The following is a 25,490-nucleotide window of genomic DNA, read 5'->3' on the forward strand; positions in this document are numbered from 1 at the left end:
AGGTGAAGGCGCGAACGCGGTCGCGGCCCGCGCGCTTGGCTTCGTAGAGCGCCTGATCGGCGTCGCGCATCAGGCGTGACAGGCCGGCGCCGGGGGCGCTGACCGCGAGGCCGATGCTGGCGGTCGGCGCGGCGCCGCCGGGGACGCTCGCGGCGCAGGCGGCGGCCATGCCGCTACGGATCGCCTCGGCCAGCTGGCGCGCGCTCTCGATTCCCTCGCCGGGAAGGAGGATGGCGAACTCCTCGCCGCCGATGCGCCCGGCGATCATCGCGGCGGGGCCGAGGCGGCGGATATGCGCGCCGAAGGCGGCGATGATCGCGTCGCCCGCGGCATGGCCATGGGTGTCGTTGATCGCCTTGAAATGATCGAGGTCGGCGATGAGCAGCGCTGCGGGGCGATTGACGTCGTCGCAGTGGCGCACGGCGGCGCCCGCCGCCGCCTCGAACCCGCGGCGGTTGAGCAGGCCCGACAATTCGTCGCCGTCGGCCTGTTGCCGCAGCTCGGCCATCAGGTCGATCGCGACCGCGACCATCAGCGTGATCGCCGCGAGGACCGAGAAGATCGCCTGGGTGAACAGCACCGTCGTCCAATAGACCGATTGCTGAAACCCCGAATAATTGGCGATGCTGCCGGTGACGCCGAGGATGAGCAGCGGCCGCAACGTGTAGTTCAGCGCCCAGACGATGCCGAACCAGAACAGGATATGATCGACGATGTGGCGCTTTGCGACGGGACGCAGCTTGATCGGGATGACCAGCGCGATGACGCCGAGCGCGAGGCTGATCGAATAGATGCGCGCGACGATGACCGGCTGGACGAGCAGGAACCACAGGAAAAACGCCGCCGAAATCGCGCCGGTGACGGCCATGAAGCGCCAGGGCACCGCGACATGATAATGGCCGACGATGGCGCCGCTGATCAGGCAGCCCGCGAGCAGGAAGCCGAAATTGGAGGGGATGCGTTGCAGTTCCATCGGCAGCGCCGGGACCATGTCCTGGATGACGAAGGCGACCGTCGCGACCGCATAACCCAGTGCGGCCGTCGCCACATAGATCTGATCGCGGCGATAGAGCCAGAGCAGCAGGAAGGCACCGGCGAGCAGCAGGCAAATGCCCGGATTGAGCAAGGAAATGAAAAACTGACCCGACAAAGACTTGGCGCCTTTCGCGACCGGCGTAACATGATCAGGGGTAATAAGCTGTTACGATCGCATCGGCGATGCGACGAAATGATCAGGCGCTGCCGCGCACCGCAAGGCGGACGGGAACGCGGGTGCCGTCGCGGCTATGCTCGTCATCCTCGAGCGCCATCGCGACCAGCGCTTCGCCCGCCGCGTCGAGGTCGGGTTCGAGCGTGGTGAGCGCGGGGTCGGCGAGAGTGCCGGCGCGGATGCCGTCGAAGCCGATCAGCGCGACATCCTCGGGCACGCGGCGCCCCGCTTCCTTGAGGCCCTGAAGTATGCCGAGCGCGAGCATGTCAGACGCGGCGAAGATCGCGTCGGTGTCGGGATGCGCGTCGAGCAGGGTGCGGGCGGCCGCGACACCCTGCGCGTGGCGGTCGGGGGCGGGGGCGGCGGCCCAGACGACCGGTTCGACGCCATGCGCGGCGAGCGCGGCCGAAAAACCCTCGCGCCGTTCGTCGAACTGGCGCTGCGCCGAATCGGCGGGGCCGATGAAGGCGGGGCGGCGGCGGCCGGTGGCGACCACATGCTCGGCGGCGAGGCGGCCGCCGGCGTCATTGTCGCTGCGCATCCAGTGAAAGGGCTCGCCCGGGCTGCCCCAGCAGACGAAGTCGAGCCCCGAGGCCTGGGCCGCAGCAAAATAGTCCCACGCCGCATCATTGCTGGTGGTGCCGATGACGATCATCGCGTCGGCGAGCCCCGAGGCGACGAAATCGGCCCGGAAATTGTCGGGGCTTTCCTGGAAACTGACGAGCAGGTTGAAGCGCCGCGCTGACGTCGCCTCCGCAATGCTGCCGAGCAGCGCAAAATAGAAGGGGTTGATCGCGCTGCGGTCTTCGCCGGGGCGGCAGATGGTGACGAGCGCGATCGTCTCGCTGCTTTTCAGGCGCAGCGACGAGGCATGGCGGTCGACGACATAGCCGAGTTCGCGCGCGGCGGCCGAGACGCGGGCGCGGGTTTCGGCATTGACCCCCGGGCTGCCGCGCAGTGCGCGCGACACGGTCGATTGCGAAACGCCCGCGCGCTCGGCGACGTCGAACGATGTCGGGCGCAGCATTTTGGCGGTCACGATCCCTGTCTCCCCTGGCCCCGTCTGTCGCGCGGGCGGCGGGCGCTGTCAATCGGCGAGCGGCCAGCGGCGTGCGCGCACCCAGTCGACGAGCGCGACGTCGCCGGGCGAGTCGGCATGGATGCGCGCGCGCAGGCCGTCGTCGAGGGTGACGCGGCGTTGCAGCTTTTCGGTGCGCGCGGGGTGCGAGGCGGGGAGTTCCGCAGGATTGTCGGCACCACGCACATGCTGCCAGTCGGCGGCGATGCCCATTGCGCCGCAAAGCAGGTCGAGCCCCTCGTTCCAGCGCTCGGTGGTGGTGACGAACCAGCAGAGCGTCAGCAATTGCTGCGCCATGGCGAGGCGCTGGTCCGCGTCGGCCGGAAGCGCGCCGCCATAGAGGCGTTCGGCGAAGAAGCGGACCATATAGTCTGACTGTTCGGGGCGGTACCAATGCTGATACCACGCATCGAAATCGTCGGGCGCGTGGCCGCGGCTCCAGCGGAAATTATAGAGCGAGACACAGCGTTCGGCGGGGTCGCGCAGCACGGTGACATAGCGCGCTTCGCAGTTACCGGGGACGAGGCGATGGACGCCATAAGCGAGCTGGTGCCCCGCCAGGATCATGGCACGGGCGCGATCCTCGGGCCGGCGATCGGCAAATTCCGGACGGTCGTGCGTCTTGCGGTAGCGGCGGCCCCAGTCGGAAAATTCGACGAGCTGTTCGTCCATGGTGAAATGGCGTTCGAGATGCGCCTTCAGCGTCGTGCCGCCGCATTTGGGGACGTGGAGGAAAATCCACAGAGGGCGCGCCGGATCGGTCATACGGTGATCGGCGTATAGCCGAAGCCGGCGAGCAGATCGCGGTGGGTGTCGAAGACGGCGTCGAGATCGGCGATCTGGCCGGGGGTCAGGCGGGCGATCTGATCGGCGTTCATATCGCGCAGGGGTTCATGGTAGCGCCCCTTGACCGGGAGCGACCGGTCGAGCGCCAGGTCGGCGAGCGACGGGACGAGGGCGGCGATGCGTGTCGCGATCGCCTCTGGAGCGGCGCACATATCCTCATAGGTGAAGAAGATCGCGCGGTCGGCGAAGGCGGCGCGATTGGCTCGCTGCGCGGCGAGCGCGGCGACGATGTGGCGCGCGGCGGTGGTCGCGAGGCTGTCGCCGGGTGCGACGGGGCCGGCGTTGGCGGCGCGGCGGATGATGCCTTCGGCGACCGCATAGGGGTTGCGCACCATGATGAGGAAGGCGGCGTCGGCAAAGGCGGCGGCAAGCTGGTCGGCGATGAGCAGAAAGGGCGGCGAGGCGATGACCAGCATGTCGGCGCCGGCGCGATCGGCGCGGGCGTGGAAATGCCAGGCGCGGCGGGTGCGGTTCCAGTCATAGGCTGCGGCGTCGCGGAAGGTGGCGACCGAGGCCGGCGTGGCCGCCCACAGCAGGCGCGCGCCGGTGCCGCGCGAACTTGGCCCCTGGAAGCCCGCGACATGCTGACCCTCGCGCGGCAGCGACCAGGCGCGGGCGCAGCGCGCGAGCGCGGCGGCGAGGAAGGTCGAGCCGCTGTTGTTGGGCGCAAGGAGGAAGAGGTGGCGCCGGATCGCGCCGTCGCCGCCGGTGATCATCGGTGCGCCCTCAGCCAGTCGGCGCGGGCCCGGGCCCAGAGGCGGACGGCGGTCGCATAGTCGGGATCGCGCGCGATCGCGTCGGCGTGACGATCGGGACGCCAGGGCTTGGCAGGGCCGTTGAAGTGGAGGACATGGGCGTTCTCCAGCGCGACGGGTTCGTGGGCGAAGCTGGCGGCGCGGTGGCCGATCATCAGATTATAGCTGGTGCCGACCAGGCGGACGCGGTCGCGCAGCAGCAGGTTCCACACCGCCTGATCGGTGTGCTGCGACGCGATGCGGCTCCAGCTTTCGGGAGCGAGCAGCGGCCAGAGGGCGTCGGCGATGGCGGGTTCGGGGGCGGGTTCGGGATCATAGAGCAGCAGGCCGGCGTTGAAGCTGGCGCGGGCGTCGCCGTCGGCCGCGACTTCGGCGAGCGTTTCGGCGTCGCGGGCGTTGCCGCGCAGCATCGCGGCGTCGGGGGCGGCGACGAGCGGCGCGTCGATCGCCAGCAGCGGCGATATATCGCGGCGGAACAGCATGTCGCTGTCGGCGAAAAGCCGCTTTCCGGGCGCATCAAGAAGCAGGGTTTCGAGGCTGAGGAAGCGATCGCGGCGCGCGGCCAGATGCGGGTGCGCGGCGGTGAGCGCGTCGATCGCGGCGGCGAGCCGCGGGCTGGCGGTGCGGCATGTCGTGCGCGGGAAAGCGGCGGTAAGCGCGCGTTGGTCGGCCTCGGCCAGCCGGCTGTGGAGGATGAGGATGTCGCCGTCGAACCAGGGGTTGTGCGCGAGAAAACTCGCGAGCATCACTTCGCTGCCGATGCGGAAATCGGGCGAGGAGACGGTGACAAGCGTGGCGACGGTCATGGCGCGGCCGCCGGATCATAGCCGAACAGCGCGAAGTCGCGGGCGTAGCGCGCCCGGATCAGGTCGGCGAGTTCGGCGTCGAGCGCGGCGCCGCTGGTTTCGGGCGAGACGTTGACCGCCTCGAGCGGCGCGAGCGGCGCGCCCAGCGCGTCGGCGAGGCGGAGCATATCGGCAGCGAGGCTTTCGTGGCGAAGCAGCAATGTGGTGCGGATCTGGCCGGCGTCGTCGCAGACGAACTCATGCTGCGGGCGGAGCAGGATATGGCCCGCGCGGTCGGGGTCGGTCAGCGCGCGCTTCATCGTGCCGTGCGGGTCGCGTTCCATTGCGTCGCTGCCGCGCCAGGCGAAGCGCGCAAAGGAAAGGAAGCGATCGAAGGGCGACCGGACGACCGCGAAGCTGGTGAGGCCGTCCCACTGGCCGGGGAGCAGGAAGGGTGCGACATCGCGATAGGACAGATGCCCGTGCCCGATCGCCGCGAGCGGCTGGACCGGGAAATAGCGCTTGTCGAACAGCGTGCATTGTTCCCAGTCGTTCGGCGCCAGCAGCGGGCGCAGCGCGGTGCGCAGCGCATGGCCGGCGGTCTTGGGAATGGCGACAAAGGCGAAGCGGCGGCTGAACGACAGGATCATGCTATGTCGAGGAACTGGAGCGCGAGGCGGAGCGCGGCGTCGCGGCCCGAGCCGGTGCGGCGGGCCCGCGCGATCCGTTTTTCGAGGCGTATCATATCGATATAGCGCGCGCGGGCAGGCGGCGTGCTGCGCGCGGCAAGGCGGTCGCCGATCCGGATGAGCGTTTCGCCGAGTGTCTTTTCGATCCACGCGACGCGCAGCGGTTCGGTCTTGCTGTTGTTGAGGCGGACCACATCGGGGAGCAGCCCCTCGCTCGCCTGCTTGATCAGCCAGCGCCGCATCGCGCCGCGGCGGAACATGCGCGGCGGCAGCGTGTAGATGAATTCGAGCAGGCGGCGATCGAGCAGCGGAAACCGGTAATCGATGCCGTGCGCCGCGCCGCTGATCGCCCAATCCTCGATCCGCGCCGTCGTCGAACCGTAGCGGAGCAGCGCGTGCTGGGTCTGGCGCACGCCATATTCGCGGATCGCCGGAATGGGGAGGAGGCGGGCGCGACGCAGAAAAGCGGATTCGATCAGGCTGTTTCCCGCCAGCCGCCGCCAGCGCAGGGGCAATTCGGGACGGAATTCCCGGCCGACGCGCCGCGCGGCGTGATAGATGGTGCGCAGCCCGCCCTTGATGCCCGGCCGCGAGCGGTCGCGATACAGCGTACCCCAGCGGCCGGTGACAAAGAGCCAGGGATGATAGCCCCGGCCATTATAGGAGGCGCCCTCGTCGCCGCCCCAGCCCGAGAGGATGACTTCGACGCCGCGCGTCGCGGCGTCGCGCTGAATCGCCGCTTCGTGCAGCAAATTGCGGATGTCGGGGCCGCGCGTCCCGTCCTGCGCGAACAGCGCGACCATCTCGTCCACCGTGAGTTCGGGGGCGAAGAGGTCGAGGCCGAGCCGCGCGCGGATCGCCTCGCTCCAGCCGGGTTCGCTGTCGGGATCGGCGTCGGCGTCGACGAGGTGCCAGCTGTAGCCCGGCGGATCGGCGAGGCCGCGTGCGCGCAGTTCGGGCACCATGATGGCGGCGATGAGCGACGAATCGAGGCCGCCGCTGAGATGCACGGCGAATTGCGTCGCGCCGGCGAGGCGATCGGTCACCGCCTGGGCGACGAGGGCGCGGAAGCGGGCGATGGTATCGGCGTCGTTCGCCGTTTCGTCGACGGCGATGACCTCGGGATTCCACCAGCGGTCGATCCGGACCTCGCCGCCGGCGAGGTGCAGGCGGTGGCCCGCCTCGAGCCGGCGGACCGCGCGCAGGAAGCTGCGCCCCATCGGCTCGAACTTGCGGTGGACGAGCGTGCTGGCGACAAAATCCTCGTCGAGATCATCGGGGATGCCGGGCAGCGCGAGCAGCGCGGCGGTGTCGCTGGCGAAGGCGAGGCGGTCGTCGGCGAGGGCGTAGAAAAAGGGGCGGGCGCCGACATGGTCGCGCGCCGCAAAGCTGTCGCCGCTGCGGCCGTCGTAGAGCGCGAAGGCATAGTCGCCATAGAGAAACAGCGGGCAGTCGGCCCCCCATCGGCGCCAGGCGGCGGCGACGAGCGCGGCGGCGGAGGCATCGGCGGGCGGGGCGTGATCGGCGAGCGCCGCGCGCAGGTCGGCGGCGCCGTCGATGCGCGCGTCGGCGACGACGATCAGCTCCTCGTCGACATGGAGCGCCGCGCCGGGCGGTTCCCGCCGCGCGGTCTGCAAGGCGCCGAAATCTGCGGCGCCCAGACAGGCGGTGGTCGCGGCGGGGCCGAGCGCGGCGATGATCGGAGAAAGGCCGGCGCCGGGCGGCGCGGCGGGCGCGGATCGGGTAAGGAGGCCACAAATGCGATGCACGGCGATGATGTGTTTCCGTCAGGACGCGGGTGCGTCGTTACCGGTCGTGGCGTCAGCGTCAAGCGCAGGGCGGCGAAGACGCCATGACGTCGGCCGTTACGCGCCCGCGCCAAAAGATTTGGCCCCGCAACGCAGGGCCAAAGCTTTTGGTTTGTCGGAAAATGGTGTGAGGCGAATCAGGACGCGTCGTAGAAGATGTCGTCGGCGTCGTTGATGTCGCCGCCGCCGCCGCGCGTGCGTGCCGCCGGGACGACCGAACGCAGTTCCGGCTTCTGCCAATCCTTGCGCGGCGTCTGCTTTTCAACGGTCTTGGTCATCATACCCCCCTTTTGGATTTTGATCCCGCCAGTCGCCCACTGGAAATCCATCGCTGGTCCGACGACTTACTATCCCATGATGAGACATAAACGCCGGTCAGTCAAGGCAGAGAGCCCCATGTCCCAATGGCTTAGGCCGGTTGCAGAGTCACCAGGCCCTTCGCTGCAAGTTCTTCGATGAATCCAACGGTTTCGCTGCGGCAGACATCGGGTTCGACATCATATTCCGCCACCAGCGAGTCGCAAATTCCGTCGAGCGTCCCCGGCGATTCGAGCAGCGTCCAGATGCGCCCGCCGACCGAATCGATATCGAAATAATTGCCGCTGTCGATGTCCATCATCATCAGCCCGTCGTCGAAGTCGTTAAACAGTATCGACGGGTTGCGTGCGATCACGGTCTTGCCGGTTATTTCGGCGCTCATGTCCTGCCCCCCTCTGAAAACCCCATAGCGCGATAGCGAGGCGCGGCGCTGCACGTCAAGCCGTTGAGGCGGGCAGGTAATCGAGCGCGGCCATTGCGTCGCGATGATCGGCGACGATGCGCGCGACCTGGGCGTCGGTCAGCGCCGCGCGCCATTCGCCGGCGCGGCCGCTGCGGAAGAAACCGGGCATGTTGGCGGGCTTTTCGGCGAAGCCTTCGGCCGCCTCGCGCGCCTGCAGCCGCTCGAAGCTGCTCGCGGCGACCGCGGCGGCGAGGGCGGCGGGCGCGGCGTCGAGGCCGGCGGCCGCAGCGACGCGCGCCAGCGCCGCGAGCGGATCGGCGAGCATGTCCTCATAGCGCAGCAGGCAGAGCGGGATCGCGTCCTGCCCCGTCCAGCTTTCGACATGGTCGCCCCAGCGGCCGAGATGGACGGGGAGGAAGTCGCTGATCCGGTCGGGCCAGACATTGAGCATCGCGTCCGGGTCGGCCATGCGGGCGATCGTCGTCTCGATATCCTGCTGGCTGTGATGCGCGAAGCTGAGCGCGACATCGAGCGGATTGCGCACTAGACAGATCGCGGCGCGGCTGGCGTCGGCGGGGAAAAGCGCCGTTCCATCGGACGCGCGGGCATATTGGTCGTGGGTCTTGACGAACAGCGGACCCGGCGTTGCGGCGGCCATCTGGCGATGGAGTAGCGCGCGATAGGGCAGCAGCTCGGCGGGCCGCATTTCGGCCGACGAAATCGCGCAGGCGTCGTCGAGCGTGTGGCGGTCGCCGCCCTCGATGCCGCCGGCGAGCGCATTGATGCTGAAATCGGCGCCGGGCGAATGGACGAGATGGGTGAGCATCGCGCGCAGCCAGGTGTTGCCCGATTTCGGATAGGAGGCGAGCCAGACGATCGAGCCGGACATAAGCGGCGCTAGGCGGTGGGCTGGAGCGCCGGGTCGAGCCCGAAATGTTCGATCACCGTCGCGGCGACGCCCGCCGGGGTCGCGCCCATCACGGGGCGGCCGACCGCGATCATGTCGACCGACTGGGCGAGACGGACGACCGCGTCGAAACCCCAGCGCTGGAGGCCGAGGCCGCGGAGGAAATTCTTGCGGTGGACATAGCGCGCGAGCGCCTCGACCCGGTTCGCCATCGCGACCGGCCGGACGGTGATCGCCGGGCCATTATGCCCCTGGAGCAAGACGATCGCACGGACCGGCATCGGGTCGGCGCGGAAGCGGTCGATGCCGACATAATATTTCTCAATATCCTCGCGCACCTGGAGCTTGTCGTCCTGGTCCTCGCCGAGCAGCGCGAGGCTGTCGGTCCACAGCCGCATCGCCGGGAAGGCGGGGATCGCGGTCGCGCCGCCCGTATCGACGGTTACCCCGGTCACATCGTCGGCGAGCATCGTGCAGCCCGCCCCCATCAGGCCGCCGAGCAGCGTCGACTTGCCCGCGCCCGACCGCCCGATCACCAGGATCGCGCCCTGGTCGCTGGCGATCGAGCAGGCGTGCATCGGCAGGATGCGGCGCTGCATCAACAGCGCCGAAACGCCGGTGCCGAGGATGATCGAGACGAGCGCGGCGTCGGTCGCGCCGCCGTCGCGTTCGACGATCATCGTCGCGCCGTCGGTGACCAGCAGCCGGCAGATACCGAAAGCGTGGAACAGGATTTCGCCCGGTTCGGCGCGCCAGTTGCGGAAGTGCAGCGCATCGCCGAGCTGGTCCGCCGCGATCGCGCCGAGGCGGACATCGATCTCGACCGGCGCGGCGGGGTCGCCGGGCAACAGATGCGGCAGCGCGAGGTCGGACCGCAGGTTGAAGCCATAATGGCGATAAAAATGGCCGCTGGTCATGCCGCCGAGGGGACTCCGGCACCGGCCCCGGCATCGGTTTTCGCTTCGGCGGCGCGGTCGAAGACTTCGAAGATGAAATGGATGCGGTCGGCATCGCCTTCGTTCACCCCGCCGTGCGACGCGATGTTGTTGACCTCCCACGCATGGCCAAGGGCGAGATGGTGGCGGTTCGGGCCGCTGAGGAAAAAGGCCTGCGGATTGGTGATCAGCGGAACATGGATCTTGTGGGTGCGCAGGTTCGACCCGGCGCCGTCGCGATGAAGATCGATCTTTTGGCCAGCCTGAAGCCGCGCGAGCATCGCTTTCGGAAAGGCGGGGTCGGCAAAGCCATAGGGCGCGATCGCCGCATCCATCACCGGCTGGAGCAGCGGGCGCCACACCATCCAGGCGGGATTGTCGTAATAATCCTCGGGCTGGCGATTGCCCGGGGTGAAGCGGAAGATGATGTGACGGGTGTGGTGGAAGACGTCGAAGTCATTTTCCTTGAGCGCATCTTCGCCCGCCCAGACGCGCTCCGAAATCGCGGCGACGCGGTCGCGCAAGGCCGAGGCGTCGACCGGCCCGAGGTCGCGGACATTGGCTGGTTTGGTGACGATGACGGCCATGGATCGAAAACTGCCCCCGCAAAATTCGCGCCGTTCTGACGCGCCGCGCGCCGCGCGACAAGGGGTAAAGTCGCGCGTTTTCGCTTTGGGACACAGCGAGTTCGGGCGTGCAGGGCCGGATTGAACCTTGTCCGCGCGCTGGCTAAGGTCGCGCCGGGCCGGGGGTGGTCCTTGGGGGAGTGCCGGTGATGGCGGAACAGGACCAGGCGAGGATGGCCCGCAGCGCCGATGCGCTGTCGTCCTCCGGGGACGGGATCGATGCGCTGTCGCCATCCGGCGACGGGCCGTCGCTGGCCGAGCTGGTCGCGCCGCTGAGCGTCGCTGAATTTCTGGCGCAGCACTGGAATCGCAGCTTTCGCGCCTGGCCGGGGCGAGCGGGGCGGTTTTCCGCGCTGATCGACTGGGACGACATCAACCATATCCTGTCGGCCCAGCGCCTTGAACCGCCGCAGCTGATCCTGGTGCGGGGCGGCAAGAATGTGCCGGTCGAGCGCTTCACCCATGTCTCGGGCAGCAACCGGCGGATCGATGCCGGCGCAACGACAGCGCAACTGGCGCAGGGCGCGACGCTGGTGTTGAGTTTCGTCGACGAGATGGTGAAACGGATCGGCGACCTCGCCGACCGGCTGGGCGGCGACCTCGGTGCGCGGTGCAACGTCAATCTCTATGCCGGGTGGCGCGCCGACCATGGCTTCGACCTCCATTGGGACCACCATGACGTGTTCATCCTGCAGATCGCGGGGCGCAAGCATTGGCGGGTCCAGCGGCCGACGCGCGATCATCCGGCGCGCGGCGAGATCGTGCCGCCGCCGGCCGCCGACGACGCGCCGGTCTATGACGACATCCTGGAAGAGGGGGGCGTCCTCTATATTCCGCGCGGCTGGTGGCATGTCGCCACCCCCGTCGAGGAGCCGAGCCTGCACCTGACGCTGGCGATCACGCCGCCGACCGGACAGGATTATCTGCGCTGGCTGGTCGGCAAGGCGGCGGCCGAAGCGGTCTTTCGCGCCGACTGGCCGGTCGCGGGCGGCGATGCGGCAACAGCGGCCTATTGGGGCGAGCTGGGTGCGGCGATGCAGCGGCTGCACGCGGCGCATCCGCCCGAGGCGTTCCTTGCGGAGCAGCAGGCGAGCCGGGTCGCGCGGCCGTTGTTCACGCTGCCCGATTTCGCGGCGGGCACGATGGCGCGATTGTCGCCCGATAGCCGGCTCAGGCTGGCGGGCGCCCGCGCGCTGGCACGAGTCCATGATGCGGTGAGCGGCGACGAGGGGCTCGATATCGGCGGGCGCATCTTTGCCTGCAGCGCGGCCGTGGGTAGCGTGCTGGGGCGGCTGTCGAGCGAGCGCGATACCCGCTTTGCCGTGCTGACCGAAGGGCTGGGCGACGCGGTGCGGCGCGAGCTTGAACAGCTGCTGATCCGGCTGGTCGCGACAGGGGCGATCTTTGTCGATCCCGGCCTCGATCAGAGCAAGGCGTGACCGGGCGGATCGCCCTGGCGCGGCGCAAGCTGGTGAGCGCGTGGCGGCTGGGCGGGCGGCGCGGGCTGCTGGTGGCCGAGGCGAGCCTGTTGCTGCTCGCGGCGCGAATTGCCGTCGCTGTGCTCCCCTTTCGCCGGGTGGCGCAATGGCTGGGCACGCCGGTGGCGCCGTCGGCCTTGCCCGCGCCGGCGGAGCGCGAACGGCCCAATGACGATGCGACGATGGTGAGCTGGGCGATCCGCTTTGCAGCAGGGCGGCTGCCCGTCGAGGCGGTATGCCTGCCGCAGGCGATGGCGGCGCGGACGATGCTGAAGCGGCGCGGGATTGCCGCGACGGTGCATCTGGGGGTGTGGCGCGACCATGGCAAGGCGGTGAAGATCGATCCCGATGCGCCGCCGGCCCATGCCTGGCTCGATGCCGCAGGGCAGCGGATCACCGGCTATCCGGTCGATCCGGCGCTGGTCGAGGTCGCGGCCTTTGTCTGACGCTCCTGCCCCGGTCGATCCGCTCGCGCTGCTCAAGGCGATGCTGGCGGTCGCCGACCGGCGGCGGCTGACGATCGTGCTGGTGCTGATGATCCTCGCCGCGCTGACCGAAGGCGTCGGCATTATGATGCTGGTGCCGATGCTGGCGCTGGTCGACGGCAAGGGTGCGGCGCTGCCCGGGCGGGTCGGCGAGATATTGTCGGGCTTTGCGGGCGGGGTGACGCTGGGGCAGGTGATGCTGATCTTCCTCGCGTTGCTGACGCTGCGCGCCGCGATCAAGCATGTGCAGACGATGCAGGCGCTCGAACTGCAGCACACGATGGTCGACCGGATTCGCGAAACGCTGTTCGGCGGGCTGATTTCGGCCGAATGGCGCTGGCTCGCGGCGCGGCGGGCGTCGGACCATGCCAGCCTGCTGATCACCGACATCGGGCGGATCGGCGGGGCGTTCCAGCAATTGCTGACGCTGGCCGCGACGCTGGTGACGGTCGCCATCTATCTCGCCGCCGCCTATCTGCTGTCGTGGCAGGTCGCGCTGGTCGCGACGCTGGGCGGGGCGCTGGTCCTGTTCGGATTTGCCGGGCACCGACGCCATGCGGTGCAGCTCGGTCGCAGCCTGGGCGGCGCGAACAAGGCTTTGCAGGCCGAGATCGCCGAGGGGTTCGACGGAGTGCGGATCACCAAGATGCTCGGCGGCGAGGCGCGGCAGCGCGGGCGGTTCGCCGATGTGCTGCAGGCGCTGCGCGCGCGGCAGGTCGAATATGCCGCGAGCGCGAGCCATGGCCGCACCGCGCTGCAACTCGGCGGCGGGGTGCTGCTGGCGGCGCTCGTCTATGTCGGGCTGGCGGTGCTCAGGCTGCCGCTGGCGGCGATGCTGCCGATCCTGCTCGTTTTCGGGCGGCTGGTGCCGATGCTGGGGGTGGTCCAGCAAAGCTGGCACAGCTGGCTGCATTCGGCGGCGGCGATGGCCGAGTGCGAGGCGTTGCGGCAGGCGACCGAAGCGGTGGCCGAGGCCGCACCGCCGACGGACGCCGCGCCGCTGATGCTGGCGCGCGCGGTGACATTGAACAAGGTGAGCTTCACCTATGCGGGGCGCGACGGCGCGGCGCTGCACGATATCGATCTGGTCCTGCCGGCGCACACGACGACCGCGATCATCGGGCCGTCGGGGGCGGGCAAGAGCAGCCTCGCCGATATCCTGATGGGGCTGTTGTCGCCCGATACGGGCGAGATGCGCGTCGACGATGCGGTGATCGCCGGGGCGACTCGGCAGCTATGGCGGCGGTCGGTCGCCTATGTCCAGCAGCAGCCGTTCCTGCTCGGCGCGAGCGTTCGCGACAATTTGCTGTGGGCGGCGCCCGACGCCAGCGACGCCGCGTTGCACGCGGCGCTGGAGCAAGCGTCGGCCGAGTTCGTCCATGGCTTGCCGCACGGCCTCGACACGCTGGTCGGCGATCGCGGGCAGCAATTGTCGGGCGGCGAAAGGCAGCGGATCGCGCTGGCGCGGGCGTTGCTGCTGTCGCCCGAACTGCTGGTGCTCGACGAGCCGACCAGCGCGCTCGACCCCGCGAACGAGGCGGCGATCCGCAAGGCGATCGCGGGGCTGCATGGCACGATCACCTTGGTGATTATCGGGCATCGGCAGGCGATGCTCGACCTGGCTGACCAGTTGATACGGATCGAGCATGGGCGGATCGTGCCCCATGCGGAGGCGGCGGAATGACGGCGCGGGCGGCGCTGGCGCCCCTGTTGCTCGACATGCTGGCGCGAGATCGCGGGGCCGACCGCGCGGCGCTCGCCGCCTTGTCCGACGCCGAATGGGACATGATCGGCGATATGGCGAAACAGCATCGGCTGGGACCGTTGCTGCACCAGCAGATGGGTGGGCGCGGCAGCGACTGGCCGGTTCCGGCGGCGCTCAAGGCGCGCTGGGCGCGGGGGTGGCGGGCCTCGGCCGAGCGGGCGCTGGCGGTGCAGCAGGCGTTGATCGCGGTGGGAGCGCTGGCCGACCGCGAGGGGCTGGCTTACGCCGCGCTCAAGGGCGCATGGCTGGCGTGGCAGGCCTATCCGCAGCCGGCGCTGCGCCCGATGCGCGATATCGACCTGCTGCTCGGTGAAGAGGATGCGGTGCGGTTGCATGCGGCGATGAGCGCGGCGGGGGCCGAGCCGGGGAAATTCTCGCACACCCCGATCGACTTCGCGCGCGCGCATCACAAGCATCTGCCGCCGCTGCATTGGGGGCCGCAGAAGGTGGCGTTCGAATTGCACTGGCGGCTGTCGAACCCCGTCGCGGGCGAGGACCGGGCGGGCGTCGCGGCGACAACGGCGGGGCTGCTGGCGCGGCGGGTGCGGGCGACGGTCGGCCCGGCCGATATCACCTATCTCGACCCGACCGATAGCTTGCTGCACCTGATCGTCCACGCCGCTTATGGCCGCCAGCCGTTCGACACCGGGCCGCAAGTGCTGACCGACCTGGCGGCGGCGATCGATGCGGCGGCGATCGACTGGCCGCGCTTCTGGGCCGACGCCGAGCGGCAAGGGCGGACGGGCGGGGCGCGGCTGCTGTTCGCGCTGGTGGCGAAATATATGGGGGTGCGGGAGACCGGCGATCCCGATCCGACGCCGGTGCCCGGACGGCTGGTCGCGGCGGCCGAGGCGCTGATGCTGCAGGACATGGACGCGCGCGCCGAGCGCGGCTTTGCGACACAGATCGCCGAGGCGGGCGGCAAGCGCGGCAAGGCGGCCTTCGCCTGGGGCCGCGCCTTTCCGCCGAAGCATATCGTCGCGCATTATGCCGGGGTGCCGGCGGACAGTTGGCGGGTGTGGCCCGCCTATCCGGTGCGGATGGTCGATCATGGCTGGCGCTGGCTGTTCCAACGCGGCGATGCGGCGCTGGGCGCCGAGGTCGCCGATGCGCGCGACATGCGCGCCTGGCTGGGGACGGGGAAGGCCTAGGGTCCGCCGCGCGCGAGCCAATGTTCGCCTATATCGCCGCCGTCGATCGGGATCGGCCCGCGCGGCTCAGGCCGCGATATCCCGGTCGGGCCAGCGGATGGTGATGGCGAGGCTGTGGTCGGCGGCGCGGCGGTCCCAGCTGCCCTTCAACTGGCGCTCGATCAGGGTGCGGATGAACTGGGTGCCAAAGCTTTCGCCCACGATCTGCGGGGTTTCGGGCAGTGCGCTTTCGACCCAGCTCAGCTCGATGTCGTCGCCGACGCGGCGCCAGGCGACGGCGAGGTCGCCCTTGCCCGCCAGCGCGCCATATTTGATGCTGTTGGTGACGAATTCATGCACCGCGAGCGAGAGCGCCTGCGCCGTTTCGTCGTCGAGCTGGACATCGGGGCCCTGCGCCGCGTCGGCGGGCTGGCCCATGAGGTCCAGCTCGCGCCGGATGATCTTGCCGAGATCGACGGTGTCGACGGCGCCGGTGACGAGCATCTGCTTGGCGTCGGACAGCGCGCGCATGCGGCCGTCGAACCGCGCCTCGAAATCCCGGAGGTCGGTCGATTCGCGCAGCGTGATGCGCGCGAGGGCGCCGATGCGCGCGAAGGCGTTCTTCATCCGGTGCGCCATCTCGCCGATCATCAGCTCGCGATCCTCGGCGTGGCGCGCCCTCTCCTCGGCCAGCGCCTGCGCGGCGTCGATGCGGCGGCGCTGGACGCGGTGGAGCTGGGTCGCGAGGAAGGCCAGCGCGGCGCCGAACAGGATGATGCCGAGCGGCCGGCCGAGGCGGTCGATGAAGCGGCCGTAGGAGATGCGGATCGTCCATTGGCGGTCGGCGACGCGGAGTTTCTGTTCGTGCGCGTCCCAGCCGATCGCGCCATGGCGGTAGACGAGCGGCGCCGAGGGGCCTTCGCCAGCGCGCACCTCGATGCCGTCGATGCTGTGCAACTGCTCGCCGAGCACCGCCGCCATGAAGTCGCGGGTGCGGAACGGGGCGTAGACAAAGGCTTCGACGGGGCGGGCGCCGGGCGTGGTCGCGATGGTCGGGGCCAGCGGTGCAGGCGCGCTATCCGCAGGCGTCGCCGGACCGGTGGCGGGCCGCGGACGGGCATAGACCGGGACGTAGATGAGGAAACCCGGCTGTTTTTGCTGCGCCGCCTTTTCCTGGGCGAGATAGGCGATGCCGCTCGCCGCCGGGCGCCCGGTCTGCCAGGCGCGGCGCATCGCCTCGCGCCGGATCGGTTCGCTGTACATGTCGAAGCCGAGCGCGACGTTGCGGCGGGGGGTATAGGGTTCGACGAGGGTGACCGCGAAGCCGATCGGTTGTTGGCTGGTTCCGGGCCACACCTTGATATCGCGGCCATAGTTGGCGCCAAGCTGGGCCTCGATCCCGGCGGGATCGCCGGTCCGCATCGCGGCGGCGATGCCGACGCCCTCCATGCCCGGCGCATGGACCTGCGGCTGGAGCGCGGCGAGATAGGAGCGGATGCCGGGGCCGCTGGTCGCGGTGTCGCTCTGGTAGAGCGCGCGCACGCCCTCGAGCACCGCGATATGGTCGCGCAGCCGCATGTTGATCTGGGTCGCGACGCGGCTCGCCTGGTCGGCTTCCTGCGCCTGATTGTAGAGAAAGCTGGCGGCGGCGGCGATCAGCGTCGCGATCAGGATCACCAGCCCGACAAAACGGACCAGCAGGCCCATCAGCCGATCTGCCCAAACGGAGCGCATACCCGTTGTTTTCCTGTAGGTTAGCTGCCGTGGGTGGCGCCCCTTGCTGGTAACATTCCCACGCGGCGAAAGGCTTAGCAAGCGCAATATCGCCCCGGGCGGATTGGCGGGCCCATGGTTGCGGTTTGCAACCTTTCGCCTAAGACAGGGGGACAGGAAAAAGGGAGCGGTTCGATGATCATCTATGGTTCGCTGGTGTCGCCTTTCGTGCGCAAATTGCTCGCCTATCTGGGCGAAAAGGGGCTCGATTTCGAACTGAAGGGGGTCGGCATCGGCGACCCCGATCCCGGGTTCCAGGCCGCCTCGCCGCTCGGCAAGATGCCGGCGATGAACGACGATGGCTTCATGCTCGCCGATTCGAGCGCGATCATCCAATATCTGGAAGCGAAGCACCCCACGCCCGCGCTGATCCCCGCCGACCCGCAGACGCGCGGGCGGGTGATCTGGTGGGAGGAGTTCGGCGACACGGTGTTCGCGGCGTGCAGCGGCAAGATGTTCTTCAACCGCATCGTCGCGCCGAAATTCCTCGGGCGCGATGGCGACCTGGCCGCAGCGGCGCTGGCCGAGAGCGAGGAACTGCCGAAACTGCTCGCCTATCTGGAAGGCGCGATCCCGGCGTCGGGTTTCCTCGTCGGCGACCGGCTGACGCTCGCCGACCTCGCGGTGGTGTCGCCGCTGATGAATTTCCGCCATTGCGGGTCGGTGGTCGACCCCGCGACGCATCCGAAGATCGCGGCATGGAGCGCGGCGATTCTGGCGCGGCCGAGCATGGCGCCGTGGGTCGAGAAGGAAGAGCGGATGATGGCGAAGGTGCTCGCCTGATGCGCGGACTGGCATGGGGGCTGGCGGCGGCGTTGCTGATCGCGACGCCGGGCGCGGCCAGCGCCGACGAGGTCAAGGTGACGCGGCAGGTCGAAGCAGACCGCACGACGACGATGGTGCATGAGGTGCTGGTCGATGCCTCCCCCGCCGCCGTGTGGACGGCGATTTCGACCGCCGACGGATGGATGACATGGGCGGTGCCGGTCGCCTGGATATCGAAGGCCGATCCCGACCTGATCGAGACATCCTATGACCCGGCGTCGAAACCGGGCGGACCCGACACGATCCAGCAGCGCTTCGGCGAACGGGTCGCAGGCAGGAGCCTGGCGTTTCGGACGGTCAAGGCGCCGGCGGGTTTTCCGCATTGGGATGAGTATCAAAAGGTCGCCAGCGTTTTCGAGATCGAACCGGCGGGCCAGCAGACGCGCGTCCGGCTGATCTCGCGGCTTTATCCCGACAGCGCGGGTGGCCGCGCGCTGATCGGCTTTTTCGAGGGCGGCAATGCGATGGCGCTCGGCAATCTGCGGCAGCGCTTTGCAACCGGGCCGATCGACTGGGCGGCGCAACGGCGCTGACCGGCGTGCGGACGCGGGCGAGCATCTGTGCGCGCAAGGCGCGTTATGCGTCGGCGGAGGAGGCCATGGGTGCGGCGCGGGCGAGCGGGCTGGTGCTGCGGGCCTATCGTTGCGAGCGGTGTGGGCGGTTTCATCTGACGAGCCGGACCAAGGGGAAATGGGTGCCGAAGGCGGCGGGGTGATCGGTCGGGGTGTCGCTGCTGGGGGGATTTCGACCCGTTGCGGACTCCGGTCACCTGAGCGATAAGGGGCAGAACGCCGCCGTGGAGGCCTAGATATTGCAAGCCCAGAATATCCGTGTCCGTTCGTGGGCGCACAAGCACAGCTTCCTGCTGACGCTGCATCTGTTGTGGATAGCGTATGGCATCTACAGCTGGTTTAATAATTCGTCTTTTTATTTAACATATCTGGCGGTTTGGCTGGCATTCGGTCTATTTTTGGCAGGCAAGCGCTTGATCGACAAATTCTGATCGATCGGATCGCTTTCCATTCTATTGTGATGATCGGCGGAACGGCCGTTGACGTGCGATTGTGACCCCGCCCTTCCTCGTCACCCCGGACTTGATCCGGGGTCCCGCTTGGGGTCGAAGTCTGCGGATACCTGAAAAAGCGGGATCCCGGATCAAGTCCGGGATGACGACGGGAAATGAGGCGACGTCCGCTCCCCACTCCCAAAGCCGACATTTCAACCCCGTCAGAGCCACCCGATATGCTTGAAGCGCCAGAAGACCAGCGCTGAGCCGCCGAAGATCAGGCCGAGCGCGAAGGGATAGCCGAGCCGCCAGTCGAGTTCGGGCATGAATTCGAAGTTCATCCCGTAAATGCCGGCGATCGCGGTCGGCACCGCGAGGATCGCGGCCCAGGCGGCGAGCTGGCGGGTGATGACGCCCTGGCGTTGCTGTTCGAGCATCGAATTGGTTTCGATCACCGAGGCGGTGACGTCGCGCAGCCCGGTGAGGCGAAATTCGGCGCGCTGGACATGATCCCAGATGTCGCGGAAAAAAGGCCGTACCGCCTCATCGATGCCGGGCAGCTCGTCGTCGCCCGCGAGGCGCCAGGCGACGTCCTTCATCAGCCCGACGATGCGCTGGAAACGGATGACCTCGTGCCGCTGGGCGTAGAGGTGGCGGATTTCGGCGGCGTCGAGCGGCGTGTCCATGACGCTTTCCTCGACGAGCAGCAGCCGGTCCTCGATCGCGTCGATCACCGGGATATAGCCGTCGACGATGAAATCGAGGATCGCATAGAGGACATAGTCGGGACCGTGGGCGAGCTTGGCGGGCAGCGTCTCCAGCCGCGCCCGCACCTCGGTATGCGCGCGCGCCGAGCCGTGGCGGACGCTGACGATGAAATGGCGGCCGACGAAGATCGCGGTTTCGCCCGACTGGATCGTGTCGCCCTCGCGGTTGCCGGTCGCGGCGATGACGAAGAGCTGGTCGCCATAGACCTCGACCTTGGGGAGCTGTTTGGCCTTGAGCGCGTCCTCGACCGCGAGCGGATGGAGGCCGAAGCGCTTGGCGATGCCCGCGAGTTCATCGGGGGTCGGTTCGAACAGGCCGAGCCAGAAGAAATCGCCGTCGGCGCAATCCTCGGGGATGATGTCGTCGGGGCCGAGCTCGCGGACGAGCTTGCCGTGGTTGTAGTGGCGGGCGGCCATGATCGGCATCGGCGGGACTTTCTTGCGTAACTATGCCTTCCATAGATCGCGGCGCGGGGAAGGGAAGGGGCGTCAGGCAGCGCGCGGAACGCGCTCGACGACCATCGATTCCTCCTCGGCCTCCAGCGTCTCGCCGGAGAACTGCGCTAGCGTCGTGCCGCGGTCGCGGGTGCAGTCGCGGAACAGGAAGCCCATGATCTCGTGGAACCAGACGCGGCGGCCCATCCGGTAATACCAGCGGATCGCATGGCGGATCTTGGGGTCGGGGTTCCACGCCCAGCGGCGCAAGGCGCGCGGACGAAGCTGCGCCGCCGCCTCGATCGCCTTGACCCACAGGAACAGGCGCCAGGGCGGCATGCGGTCCATGCCGAGGACCTGATGCTTGTAATCCCATTTGGTGCGGTCGTCCTGCACCACGCGGCGATCGCGCGCGATGCCGAAGAAGGGAGTCCAGCGATGCGGAGTGACATAGAGCGCCTGAATCTGGTCGGGGTCGTAGTCGATCAGCTGTTTGAGCCCCTGCCACAGGTCGCGGTCGGTCTGGTCCGAAAAGCCCGCGACCCAGGTCGCCATCGAGAGGATATTATGCTGGCGCAGCAGGCGGATCGCTTCGCGGTCGGCGGCGACGGTGCCGCCCTTGCGGATCAGCTTCAGCGTCGCTTCGTCGGTATTCTCCATGCCCATCAGGAAGCGTTCGAAGCCCGCCTTCTTGTAGAGGTGGAGGATGTCGGCGTCGCGCACGATGTCGTCGGCGCGGGTCGAGCCGACGAGGGTGACCGAGACGTCTTCGGCGATCAGCGCTTCGAGAAAGGCCTTCCACGGCTTGCGCCCGGCGCTGGGGTTTTCGTCGGCGAAGTTGAAGACTTCGACGCCGTGATTGCGGTGGAGATGCGCGATTTCGGCGGCGAGCTTCTGCGGATCGCGGTGGCGCCAGCGAGTCCAGAAGCCGCGCTGGCCGCAATAGTTGCACAGATGCGGGCAGCCGCGCGAGAATTGGATGACCACGGCGCGCTTGCCGCCCCAATAGGAATAACGGCTGTGGTCGATCAGCTCCCAGCCGATGCGGTGGGCGTCGAGGTCGTTGATCGCGGCGGCGGGGGGCGTGGCGATGGCGCGGCCGTCGGCGTCGCGGAAAGCGAGGCCGCGGATCGTATCGATCGGCGCTTGGGCGCCGAGCGCCGCGAACAGCGCGGCGCCGGTCGCCTCGCCCTCGCCGCGCACGATGATATCGACATGGGGGTCGGCGGCGAGGATGTCGCGCCAGTGATAGGTCGGATGGACGCCGCCATAGACGATGGTGACATTGGGCAGTGCGGCGCGGATCATCGCGGCGACGGCGGTGATGATCGGCTGCGCCGAGGAGGAGCCCGAATGGCCGAAGAGGATAGCGTCGGGGGCGAAGGCGGCGATGTCGGCGGCGAGGGTTTCGAGCGGCGCGGGGCCGAACTCGCCGTCGAACAGGCGCACCTCATGCCCGTCGTCGATCAGCGGGCCGCCGACGCAGAGCAGCCCGAGCGGCGGGAGCTGTTCGTCCGGAATGCGGCTGCCGATCGCGGGGTGCGGGACGTTGACCAGGGCTATGCGCATCGACCATAAACTCCATCGGGTTCGGTCGGTATATCAGCCGATTAGGGAAGCGCGAGGGGATAAGATGGACCGAGATGCGTTGCTGCTTCGCTATCGGGTGATGAGCGACACGCGGCTGCATTTCAGCCGGCTCTATTTCGCGGTGGTCGCCTTTTCGATGTTGCTGACGGTGGCGTTGTGGGCGCTGTTTCCGGTGAGGGCCGCACTGGCGTTGATCGGCTGGGTGCCGGTGGCGGGGGCGTTTGTCGCGCATCGGCTGTTGCTGCGCGAACGGTCGGCCTTTGCGGCGATGACGGCGGCTTGGCGGGCGCTCGACGGCGACGTAGCGGTGTCTGCCACGCGGTCGGCGCCGGGGGCGATGGCACTGGTGCTGATCGGCGCGGTACTGGTGGGGCTGGTGCTGGTCGGAATTGGTGCGATCAGCTGGGTTGCGGCCTGACGCGGTAGAGTTCGGCGGGGCGGAAGGCGCCGCCGGTCTCTTTCTCGCCCGTACCCTCGATCCAGCCGGTGTCGGTCATGCGGCGGCGGAAGGCGGGCTTGCCCAGCGGCGTGCCGAGGATCGCTTCATGGACGTCCTGCAGCGCGCGCAGCGTGAAGCGCGGGGGGAGCAGCGCGAAGGCGATGGGGGCATAGTCGAGCTTGCCGCGCAGGCGGGTCGCGGCGTGGTCGACGATGCTGCGGTGGTCGAAGGCGAGCGGCGGCAGCGTGTTGAGCGGGGCGAGGGTCAGATCGGTGCGCGCGGCGAGCGGGGCGGTCAGATCAGCGGCGGGAAGCAAGGCGAAATAGGCGATGGTGACGATGCGCATGCGCGGGTCGCGGGCGGGATCGCCGAAGCTATACAGTTGTTCGAGCCAGGCGCCCTTGAGCCCCGCCTTGTCGGCGAGGATGCGCTGGGCGGCGGCGTCGAGGCTTTCGGCGGCGCCGACGAAGCCGCCGGGGAGCGCCCAATCGCCCTTGTAAGGGTCCTCACTGCGGCGCTGGAGCAGGACCGCCAGACGGCCCTCGCGCACGGTCATCAACACGAGGTCGACGGTGACGGCGAGCGGCGGGAAGGCGGCGGGGTCGTAGGTGTCGGGCATGGCAGCAACTTATATGTTGACTAGATATATGTCAAATGCGTATAAGTAAGTCAGCGGCGCCGAATCGGGGTCGCGTGGTTTCCGGGGAGTCCGGAAGCAAAATAGCATCGAGGGAGTCTCGAACGATGGCCAAGGCCGATTTCGGCGTCTTTATCGGACGCTTTCAACCGCTGCATATCGGGCATGAGCATGTCATCCGCCAGGCGCTGGGCGAGGTCGGGCGGCTGATCGTCCTGATCGGATCGGCGAATGTCGCGCGCGACCCGCGCAACCCCTTCACCTTCGACGAGCGCGCCGCGATGCTGCGCGCGGCTTTCCGGCGCGAGATCGCCGAGGAGCGGCTGATCGTCGAACCGCTCGACGACCATCTCTATTCGGACACCGCCTGGGTGACCGAGGTGCAGCGTCGGGTGAACCGCATCATCCTCGACGTCGGCAACGGGCACGGCTTCGGCAGCCACGGGCTCGCCGATTTCACGGTCGCGCTGACGGGCTATGGCAAGGATGCGTCATCCTATTATCTCCGCCTGTTTCCCGAGTGGGACAATATCCAGATTGACAGCCAGTACGGCACTTTCAGCTCGACCGACGTGCGGCGGCGCTTTTTCCAGCGCATTCCGGAGGTTCCCGCGTCGATCCTGACCGCCGACGTGGCGGCGTGGATGGAGGCGTTCAAGCTGGGCGAGACGTTCCGGACCTTGCTCGAAGAGAGCGAATATCTCGCGGATTATCCGAGGCAATGGGGCAAGGGGCCGTTCGTCACCGCCGATGCGGTGGTGGTGCAGTCGGGGCATATCCTGCTCGTCGAGCGCGGGCGGCTGCCGGGCAAGGGGCTGCTCGCGCTGCCCGGCGGGTTCGTCGATGCGGGCGAGCGCATCCGCGACGCCGCGATCCGCGAGCTGCGCGAGGAAACGGGGATTTCGGACGGCAAGGGGCAGATCCCGCCCGCGATGCTCGCGAGCTTCATCGAGGATCATCGCACGCGGGTGTTCGATGCGCCGAACCGCAGCCTGCGTGGGCGGGTGATCACGCACGCCTATCTGTTCCGGCTGCCCGAGCGGCGCAAGCTGTTCGCGGTCAAGGGCGGCGACGATGCGGCGCATGCGCTCTGGTACCGGCTCGGCGACCTCAGCCCCGAGATGTTTTTCGAAGACCATTGGTCGATCATCGAAGAGATGGCCGACCTGTAATCCCGCAGCGGGGGAGTCCCGCCGACACCAAGGAATGTGAGGAGTTCACATCATGAAAAACCCGATCCTGGCGACCGACAGCTACAAGCAGAGCCACTTCCTGCAATATCCGCCCGAAGCGCGGGTGATCAGCGCCTATGTCGAGGCGCGGCCGAACCCCTTTTCCGATGAGATTGTATTTCTGGGGTTGCAGCCCTTGCTGCTCGACTATTTCACGCAGGCCGTGACGCGCGCCGACATCGACGAGGGCGAAGCGATCTGCATGGCCCATGGCGTGCCGTTCAACCGCGCGGGGTGGGAGGCGATCGTCGCCGACCATGGCGGTTACCTGCCGCTCGCGATCAAGGCGCTGCCCGAGGGGGCGATCGTGCCGGCGGGGGTGCCGCTGGTCCAGCTCGAAAACACCGACCCGCGCATGCCCTGGCTGACGACCTTCATCGAGACCGCGATGCTGCGCGCGATCTGGTATCCGACGACCGTCGCGACCCTGAGCTGGAAATGCAAGGCGGTGATCCGCGCCGGGCTGGAGACAAGCAGCGACGATGTCGAGGGGCAACTGCCCTTCAAGCTGCACGATTTCGGCGCGCGCGGGGTGTCTTCCGCCGAGAGCGCGGGGTTGGGCGGCATGGCGCATCTGGTCAATTTCCAGGGCACCGACACGATGGAGGCGCTGCTCGCGGCGCGGCGCTATTATGGCGCCGACATGGCGGGCTTTTCCATCCCCGCAGCCGAGCATAGCACGATGACGAGCTGGGGCCGGGCGCGCGAGGAAGCGGCGTATGAGAATATGCTCGAGCGTTTCGACGGCGAGGGGCGGATTGTTGCGGTGGTGTCCGACAGCTATGACCTCGATGCTGCGGTCGCGGGCATCTGGGGCGGCAGCTTGCGCGACAAGGTGCTCGGGCGAGCGGGAACATTGGTCGTGCGTCCCGACAGCGGCGACCCCATCGAAACGCCGCTGCGCACGGTGAAGACCTTGTGGGAGAAGTTCGGCGGCAGCGTGAACAGCAAGGGATATCGCGTGCTCGATCCGCATGTGCGGGTGATCCAGGGCGACGGGATGACGATCGACAGCATCGGGCGGCTGGTGGCGCGGATGATCGAAGAGGGCTTTGCGATCGACAATATCGCCTTCGGCATGGGCGGCGGGATGCTGCAGCATGTCAACCGCGACACGTTGCGCTTCGCGATGAAGGCCAATGCGATGCGGGACGACAAGGGCGAATGGCGCGACGTGTTCAAGATGCCGAGCACCGACCCCGGCAAGGCGAGCAAGGCCGGGCGGCAGGCGGTGGTGATGCGCGAAGGGCGCATGGCGGCGGCCAGGCTCGACAGCGTGGCGGACGGCGAGGATCTGCTGGTGCCGGTGTGGCGCAATGGCGAGATGCTGGTGCGGCACGACTTCGACGCGGTGCGGGCGCGGTCGGAGGGGCGGTAGTTTTTTGCGTTGGGGAGCGATCCTCCCCGGCACGGGGAGGGGGACCAGCGAAGCTGGTGGAGGGGTACAGGCGGTTTGCCTTGCCGGTGAGGTAGTGCGCAACGGCGACGTTGCCGGAAATGAAGGGCTTGTAGGTCTGGCGTTATGCAAACCTCCTGTGCCCCTCCACCACCCTGCGGGTGGTCCCCCT

General features: G+C 68.5%; 25 protein-coding genes. 9 read left to right on the forward strand and 16 right to left on the reverse strand.

The annotated features are described in order from the left end of the window. The 12 genes from ACREB7_RS03410 to ACREB7_RS03465 form a co-directional block, all read right to left on the reverse strand. Nucleotides 1-1,150 (reverse strand): GGDEF domain-containing protein (locus ACREB7_RS03410; RefSeq protein ID WP_431590884.1); only part of this gene is annotated, 1,150 nt, incomplete at its 3' end. Between the two features lie 82 nt (nucleotides 1,151-1,232). Further along, nucleotides 1,233-2,249 (reverse strand): LacI family DNA-binding transcriptional regulator, encoded by a 1,017-nt coding sequence (locus ACREB7_RS03415; protein ID WP_431590885.1) that lies wholly within the window; start codon nucleotides 2,247-2,249, stop codon nucleotides 1,233-1,235. Between the two features lie 48 nt (nucleotides 2,250-2,297). Beyond that, nucleotides 2,298-3,053 carry a hypothetical protein gene (locus ACREB7_RS03420; RefSeq protein ID WP_431590886.1) on the reverse strand — a complete coding sequence of 252 codons (756 nt, stop codon included), beginning with the start codon at nucleotides 3,051-3,053 and terminating at the stop codon, nucleotides 2,298-2,300. Next, complete coding sequence (locus tag ACREB7_RS03425; RefSeq protein WP_431590887.1) at nucleotides 3,050-3,850, reverse strand: sulfotransferase; 801 nt, start codon at nucleotides 3,848-3,850, stop codon at nucleotides 3,050-3,052. Before ACREB7_RS03425 ends, ACREB7_RS03420 begins: the two co-directional genes overlap by 4 nt. Next, complete coding sequence (locus ACREB7_RS03430; RefSeq protein ID WP_431590888.1) at nucleotides 3,847-4,695, reverse strand: glycosyltransferase; 849 nt, start codon at nucleotides 4,693-4,695, stop codon at nucleotides 3,847-3,849. Before ACREB7_RS03430 ends, ACREB7_RS03425 begins: the two co-directional genes overlap by 4 nt. Next, the gene (locus ACREB7_RS03435) at nucleotides 4,692-5,324 is read right to left on the reverse strand and encodes a sulfotransferase family 2 domain-containing protein (protein ID WP_431590889.1); all 633 of its coding nucleotides are present in this window, start codon (nucleotides 5,322-5,324) and stop codon (nucleotides 4,692-4,694) included. Before ACREB7_RS03435 ends, ACREB7_RS03430 begins: the two co-directional genes overlap by 4 nt. Further along, a complete protein-coding gene (locus ACREB7_RS03440) occupies nucleotides 5,321-7,132 on the reverse strand; it encodes an asparagine synthetase B family protein (protein ID WP_431590890.1) in 1,812 nt (603 codons plus the stop codon). The genes ACREB7_RS03435 and ACREB7_RS03440 overlap by 4 nt, the downstream gene beginning before the upstream one ends. Before the next feature lie 176 nt (nucleotides 7,133-7,308). Beyond that, nucleotides 7,309-7,449 (reverse strand): hypothetical protein, encoded by a 141-nt coding sequence (locus ACREB7_RS03445; protein ID WP_431590891.1) that lies wholly within the window; start codon nucleotides 7,447-7,449, stop codon nucleotides 7,309-7,311. 131 nt (nucleotides 7,450-7,580) lie between these two features. Beyond that, nucleotides 7,581-7,871 (reverse strand): PqqD family peptide modification chaperone, encoded by a 291-nt coding sequence (locus ACREB7_RS03450; protein WP_431590892.1) that lies wholly within the window; start codon nucleotides 7,869-7,871, stop codon nucleotides 7,581-7,583. A gap of 55 nt (nucleotides 7,872-7,926) precedes the next feature. Next, nucleotides 7,927-8,781, reverse strand: a complete 855-nt coding sequence (locus tag ACREB7_RS03455) for a sulfotransferase domain-containing protein (protein WP_431590893.1) — start codon at nucleotides 8,779-8,781, stop codon at nucleotides 7,927-7,929. 8 nt (nucleotides 8,782-8,789) lie between these two features. Continuing rightward, the gene (locus tag ACREB7_RS03460) at nucleotides 8,790-9,716 is read right to left on the reverse strand and encodes a hypothetical protein (RefSeq protein WP_431590894.1); all 927 of its coding nucleotides are present in this window, start codon (nucleotides 9,714-9,716) and stop codon (nucleotides 8,790-8,792) included. Further along, nucleotides 9,713-10,321 carry an aspartyl/asparaginyl beta-hydroxylase domain-containing protein gene (locus ACREB7_RS03465; RefSeq protein WP_431590895.1) on the reverse strand — a complete coding sequence of 203 codons (609 nt, stop codon included), beginning with the start codon at nucleotides 10,319-10,321 and terminating at the stop codon, nucleotides 9,713-9,715. Before ACREB7_RS03465 ends, ACREB7_RS03460 begins: the two co-directional genes overlap by 4 nt. 188 nt (nucleotides 10,322-10,509) lie before the next feature. On the opposite strand from ACREB7_RS03465, the gene ACREB7_RS03470 reads away from it, so the two are divergent. The 4 genes from ACREB7_RS03470 to ACREB7_RS03485 are packed head-to-tail and all read left to right on the forward strand — an operon-like array spanning nucleotide 10,510 to nucleotide 15,239. Further along, the gene (locus ACREB7_RS03470; protein WP_431590896.1) at nucleotides 10,510-11,799 is read left to right on the forward strand and encodes a cupin domain-containing protein; all 1,290 of its coding nucleotides are present in this window, start codon (nucleotides 10,510-10,512) and stop codon (nucleotides 11,797-11,799) included. Then, nucleotides 11,796-12,284, forward strand: a complete 489-nt coding sequence (locus ACREB7_RS03475) for a lasso peptide biosynthesis B2 protein (protein ID WP_431590897.1) — start codon at nucleotides 11,796-11,798, stop codon at nucleotides 12,282-12,284. Before ACREB7_RS03470 ends, ACREB7_RS03475 begins: the two co-directional genes overlap by 4 nt. Next, the gene (locus ACREB7_RS03480; protein ID WP_431590898.1) at nucleotides 12,277-14,007 is read left to right on the forward strand and encodes an ABC transporter ATP-binding protein; all 1,731 of its coding nucleotides are present in this window, start codon (nucleotides 12,277-12,279) and stop codon (nucleotides 14,005-14,007) included. Before ACREB7_RS03475 ends, ACREB7_RS03480 begins: the two co-directional genes overlap by 8 nt. Further along, on the forward strand, nucleotides 14,004-15,239 hold the full coding sequence (locus tag ACREB7_RS03485; protein ID WP_431590899.1) for a nucleotidyltransferase domain-containing protein: 1,236 nt from the start codon (nucleotides 14,004-14,006) through the stop codon (nucleotides 15,237-15,239). Before ACREB7_RS03480 ends, ACREB7_RS03485 begins: the two co-directional genes overlap by 4 nt. 66 nt (nucleotides 15,240-15,305) lie before the next feature. On the opposite strand, the gene ACREB7_RS03490 is transcribed toward ACREB7_RS03485, so the two are convergent. After that, a complete protein-coding gene (locus ACREB7_RS03490) occupies nucleotides 15,306-16,952 on the reverse strand; it encodes a CHASE domain-containing protein (protein WP_431590900.1) in 1,647 nt (548 codons plus the stop codon). Nucleotides 16,953-17,126: 174 nt separating this feature from the next. Here ACREB7_RS03490 and ACREB7_RS03495 point away from each other — a divergent pair, with 174 nt between their 5' ends. Both ACREB7_RS03495 and ACREB7_RS03500 read left to right on the forward strand, forming a co-directional pair. Beyond that, entirely contained in the window at nucleotides 17,127-17,774 is a 648-nt protein-coding gene (locus tag ACREB7_RS03495) for a glutathione S-transferase family protein (RefSeq protein WP_431590901.1), read from the forward strand. Beyond that, nucleotides 17,774-18,349, forward strand: a complete 576-nt coding sequence (locus ACREB7_RS03500) for an SRPBCC family protein (protein ID WP_431590902.1) — start codon at nucleotides 17,774-17,776, stop codon at nucleotides 18,347-18,349. Before ACREB7_RS03495 ends, ACREB7_RS03500 begins: the two co-directional genes overlap by 1 nt. A gap of 694 nt (nucleotides 18,350-19,043) precedes the next feature. Here the strand turns inward: ACREB7_RS03500 and ACREB7_RS03505 are convergent. Together ACREB7_RS03505 and bchE are read right to left on the reverse strand one after the other, a co-directional pair. Continuing rightward, on the reverse strand, nucleotides 19,044-20,015 hold the full coding sequence (locus ACREB7_RS03505; protein ID WP_431590903.1) for a magnesium and cobalt transport protein CorA: 972 nt from the start codon (nucleotides 20,013-20,015) through the stop codon (nucleotides 19,044-19,046). Between the two features lie 63 nt (nucleotides 20,016-20,078). Beyond that, nucleotides 20,079-21,593 (reverse strand): magnesium-protoporphyrin IX monomethyl ester anaerobic oxidative cyclase, encoded by a 1,515-nt coding sequence (gene bchE / locus ACREB7_RS03510; protein WP_431590904.1) that lies wholly within the window; start codon nucleotides 21,591-21,593, stop codon nucleotides 20,079-20,081. A gap of 64 nt (nucleotides 21,594-21,657) precedes the next feature. Between bchE and ACREB7_RS03515 the strand changes: the two genes are divergently transcribed. Then, on the forward strand, nucleotides 21,658-22,032 hold the full coding sequence (locus tag ACREB7_RS03515; RefSeq protein WP_431590905.1) for a hypothetical protein: 375 nt from the start codon (nucleotides 21,658-21,660) through the stop codon (nucleotides 22,030-22,032). Here ACREB7_RS03515 and ACREB7_RS03520 read toward each other — a convergent pair. After that, nucleotides 22,013-22,672, reverse strand: a complete 660-nt coding sequence (locus ACREB7_RS03520; protein ID WP_431590906.1) for an NUDIX hydrolase — start codon at nucleotides 22,670-22,672, stop codon at nucleotides 22,013-22,015. The genes ACREB7_RS03515 and ACREB7_RS03520 overlap by 20 nt on opposite strands. Before the next feature lie 125 nt (nucleotides 22,673-22,797). Between ACREB7_RS03520 and ACREB7_RS03525 the strand changes: the two genes are divergently transcribed. Beyond that, a complete protein-coding gene (locus tag ACREB7_RS03525; protein WP_431590907.1) occupies nucleotides 22,798-23,862 on the forward strand; it encodes a bifunctional nicotinamide-nucleotide adenylyltransferase/Nudix hydroxylase in 1,065 nt (354 codons plus the stop codon). 52 nt (nucleotides 23,863-23,914) lie between these two features. Beyond that, nucleotides 23,915-25,300: a nicotinate phosphoribosyltransferase gene (locus ACREB7_RS03530; RefSeq protein WP_431590908.1), complete on the forward strand. Its 1,386-nt coding sequence runs from the start codon at nucleotides 23,915-23,917 to the stop codon at nucleotides 25,298-25,300. Nucleotides 25,301-25,490: the final 190 nt, after the last annotated feature.

Origin of the sequence: Sphingopyxis sp. (genome assembly GCF_050725615.1) — a bacterium.
Lineage (GTDB): Bacteria > Pseudomonadota > Alphaproteobacteria > Sphingomonadales > Sphingomonadaceae > Sphingopyxis.

Bases quoted from the DNA above. Each gene is read 5' to 3' on its own strand.
- ACREB7_RS03460 (WP_431590894.1), bottom strand. From the start codon at position 9,716: ATGACCAGCGGCCATTTTTATCGCCATTATGGCTTCAACCTGCGGTCC.
- ACREB7_RS03465 (WP_431590895.1), bottom strand. From the start codon at position 10,321: ATGGCCGTCATCGTCACCAAACCAGCCAATGTCCGCGACCTCGGGCCG.
- ACREB7_RS03495 (WP_431590901.1), top strand. From the start codon at position 17,127: ATGATCATCTATGGTTCGCTGGTGTCGCCTTTCGTGCGCAAATTGCTC.
- ACREB7_RS03445 (WP_431590891.1), bottom strand. From the start codon at position 7,449: ATGACCAAGACCGTTGAAAAGCAGACGCCGCGCAAGGATTGGCAGAAG.
- ACREB7_RS03450 (WP_431590892.1), bottom strand. From the start codon at position 7,871: ATGAGCGCCGAAATAACCGGCAAGACCGTGATCGCACGCAACCCGTCG.
- bchE (WP_431590904.1), bottom strand. From the start codon at position 21,593: ATGCGCATAGCCCTGGTCAACGTCCCGCACCCCGCGATCGGCAGCCGC.
- ACREB7_RS03470 (WP_431590896.1), top strand. From the start codon at position 10,510: ATGGCGGAACAGGACCAGGCGAGGATGGCCCGCAGCGCCGATGCGCTG.
- ACREB7_RS03435 (WP_431590889.1), bottom strand. From the start codon at position 5,324: ATGATCCTGTCGTTCAGCCGCCGCTTCGCCTTTGTCGCCATTCCCAAG.
- ACREB7_RS03455 (WP_431590893.1), bottom strand. From the start codon at position 8,781: ATGTCCGGCTCGATCGTCTGGCTCGCCTCCTATCCGAAATCGGGCAAC.
- ACREB7_RS03490 (WP_431590900.1), bottom strand. From the start codon at position 16,952: ATGCGCTCCGTTTGGGCAGATCGGCTGATGGGCCTGCTGGTCCGTTTT.
- ACREB7_RS03505 (WP_431590903.1), bottom strand. From the start codon at position 20,015: ATGCCGATCATGGCCGCCCGCCACTACAACCACGGCAAGCTCGTCCGC.
- ACREB7_RS03520 (WP_431590906.1), bottom strand. From the start codon at position 22,672: ATGCCCGACACCTACGACCCCGCCGCCTTCCCGCCGCTCGCCGTCACC.
- ACREB7_RS03485 (WP_431590899.1), top strand. From the start codon at position 14,004: ATGACGGCGCGGGCGGCGCTGGCGCCCCTGTTGCTCGACATGCTGGCG.
- ACREB7_RS03500 (WP_431590902.1), top strand. From the start codon at position 17,774: ATGCGCGGACTGGCATGGGGGCTGGCGGCGGCGTTGCTGATCGCGACG.
- ACREB7_RS03530 (WP_431590908.1), top strand. From the start codon at position 23,915: ATGAAAAACCCGATCCTGGCGACCGACAGCTACAAGCAGAGCCACTTC.
- ACREB7_RS03525 (WP_431590907.1), top strand. From the start codon at position 22,798: ATGGCCAAGGCCGATTTCGGCGTCTTTATCGGACGCTTTCAACCGCTG.
- ACREB7_RS03430 (WP_431590888.1), bottom strand. From the start codon at position 4,695: ATGACCGTCGCCACGCTTGTCACCGTCTCCTCGCCCGATTTCCGCATC.
- ACREB7_RS03515 (WP_431590905.1), top strand. From the start codon at position 21,658: ATGGACCGAGATGCGTTGCTGCTTCGCTATCGGGTGATGAGCGACACG.
- ACREB7_RS03425 (WP_431590887.1), bottom strand. From the start codon at position 3,850: ATGATCACCGGCGGCGACGGCGCGATCCGGCGCCACCTCTTCCTCCTT.
- ACREB7_RS03420 (WP_431590886.1), bottom strand. From the start codon at position 3,053: ATGACCGATCCGGCGCGCCCTCTGTGGATTTTCCTCCACGTCCCCAAA.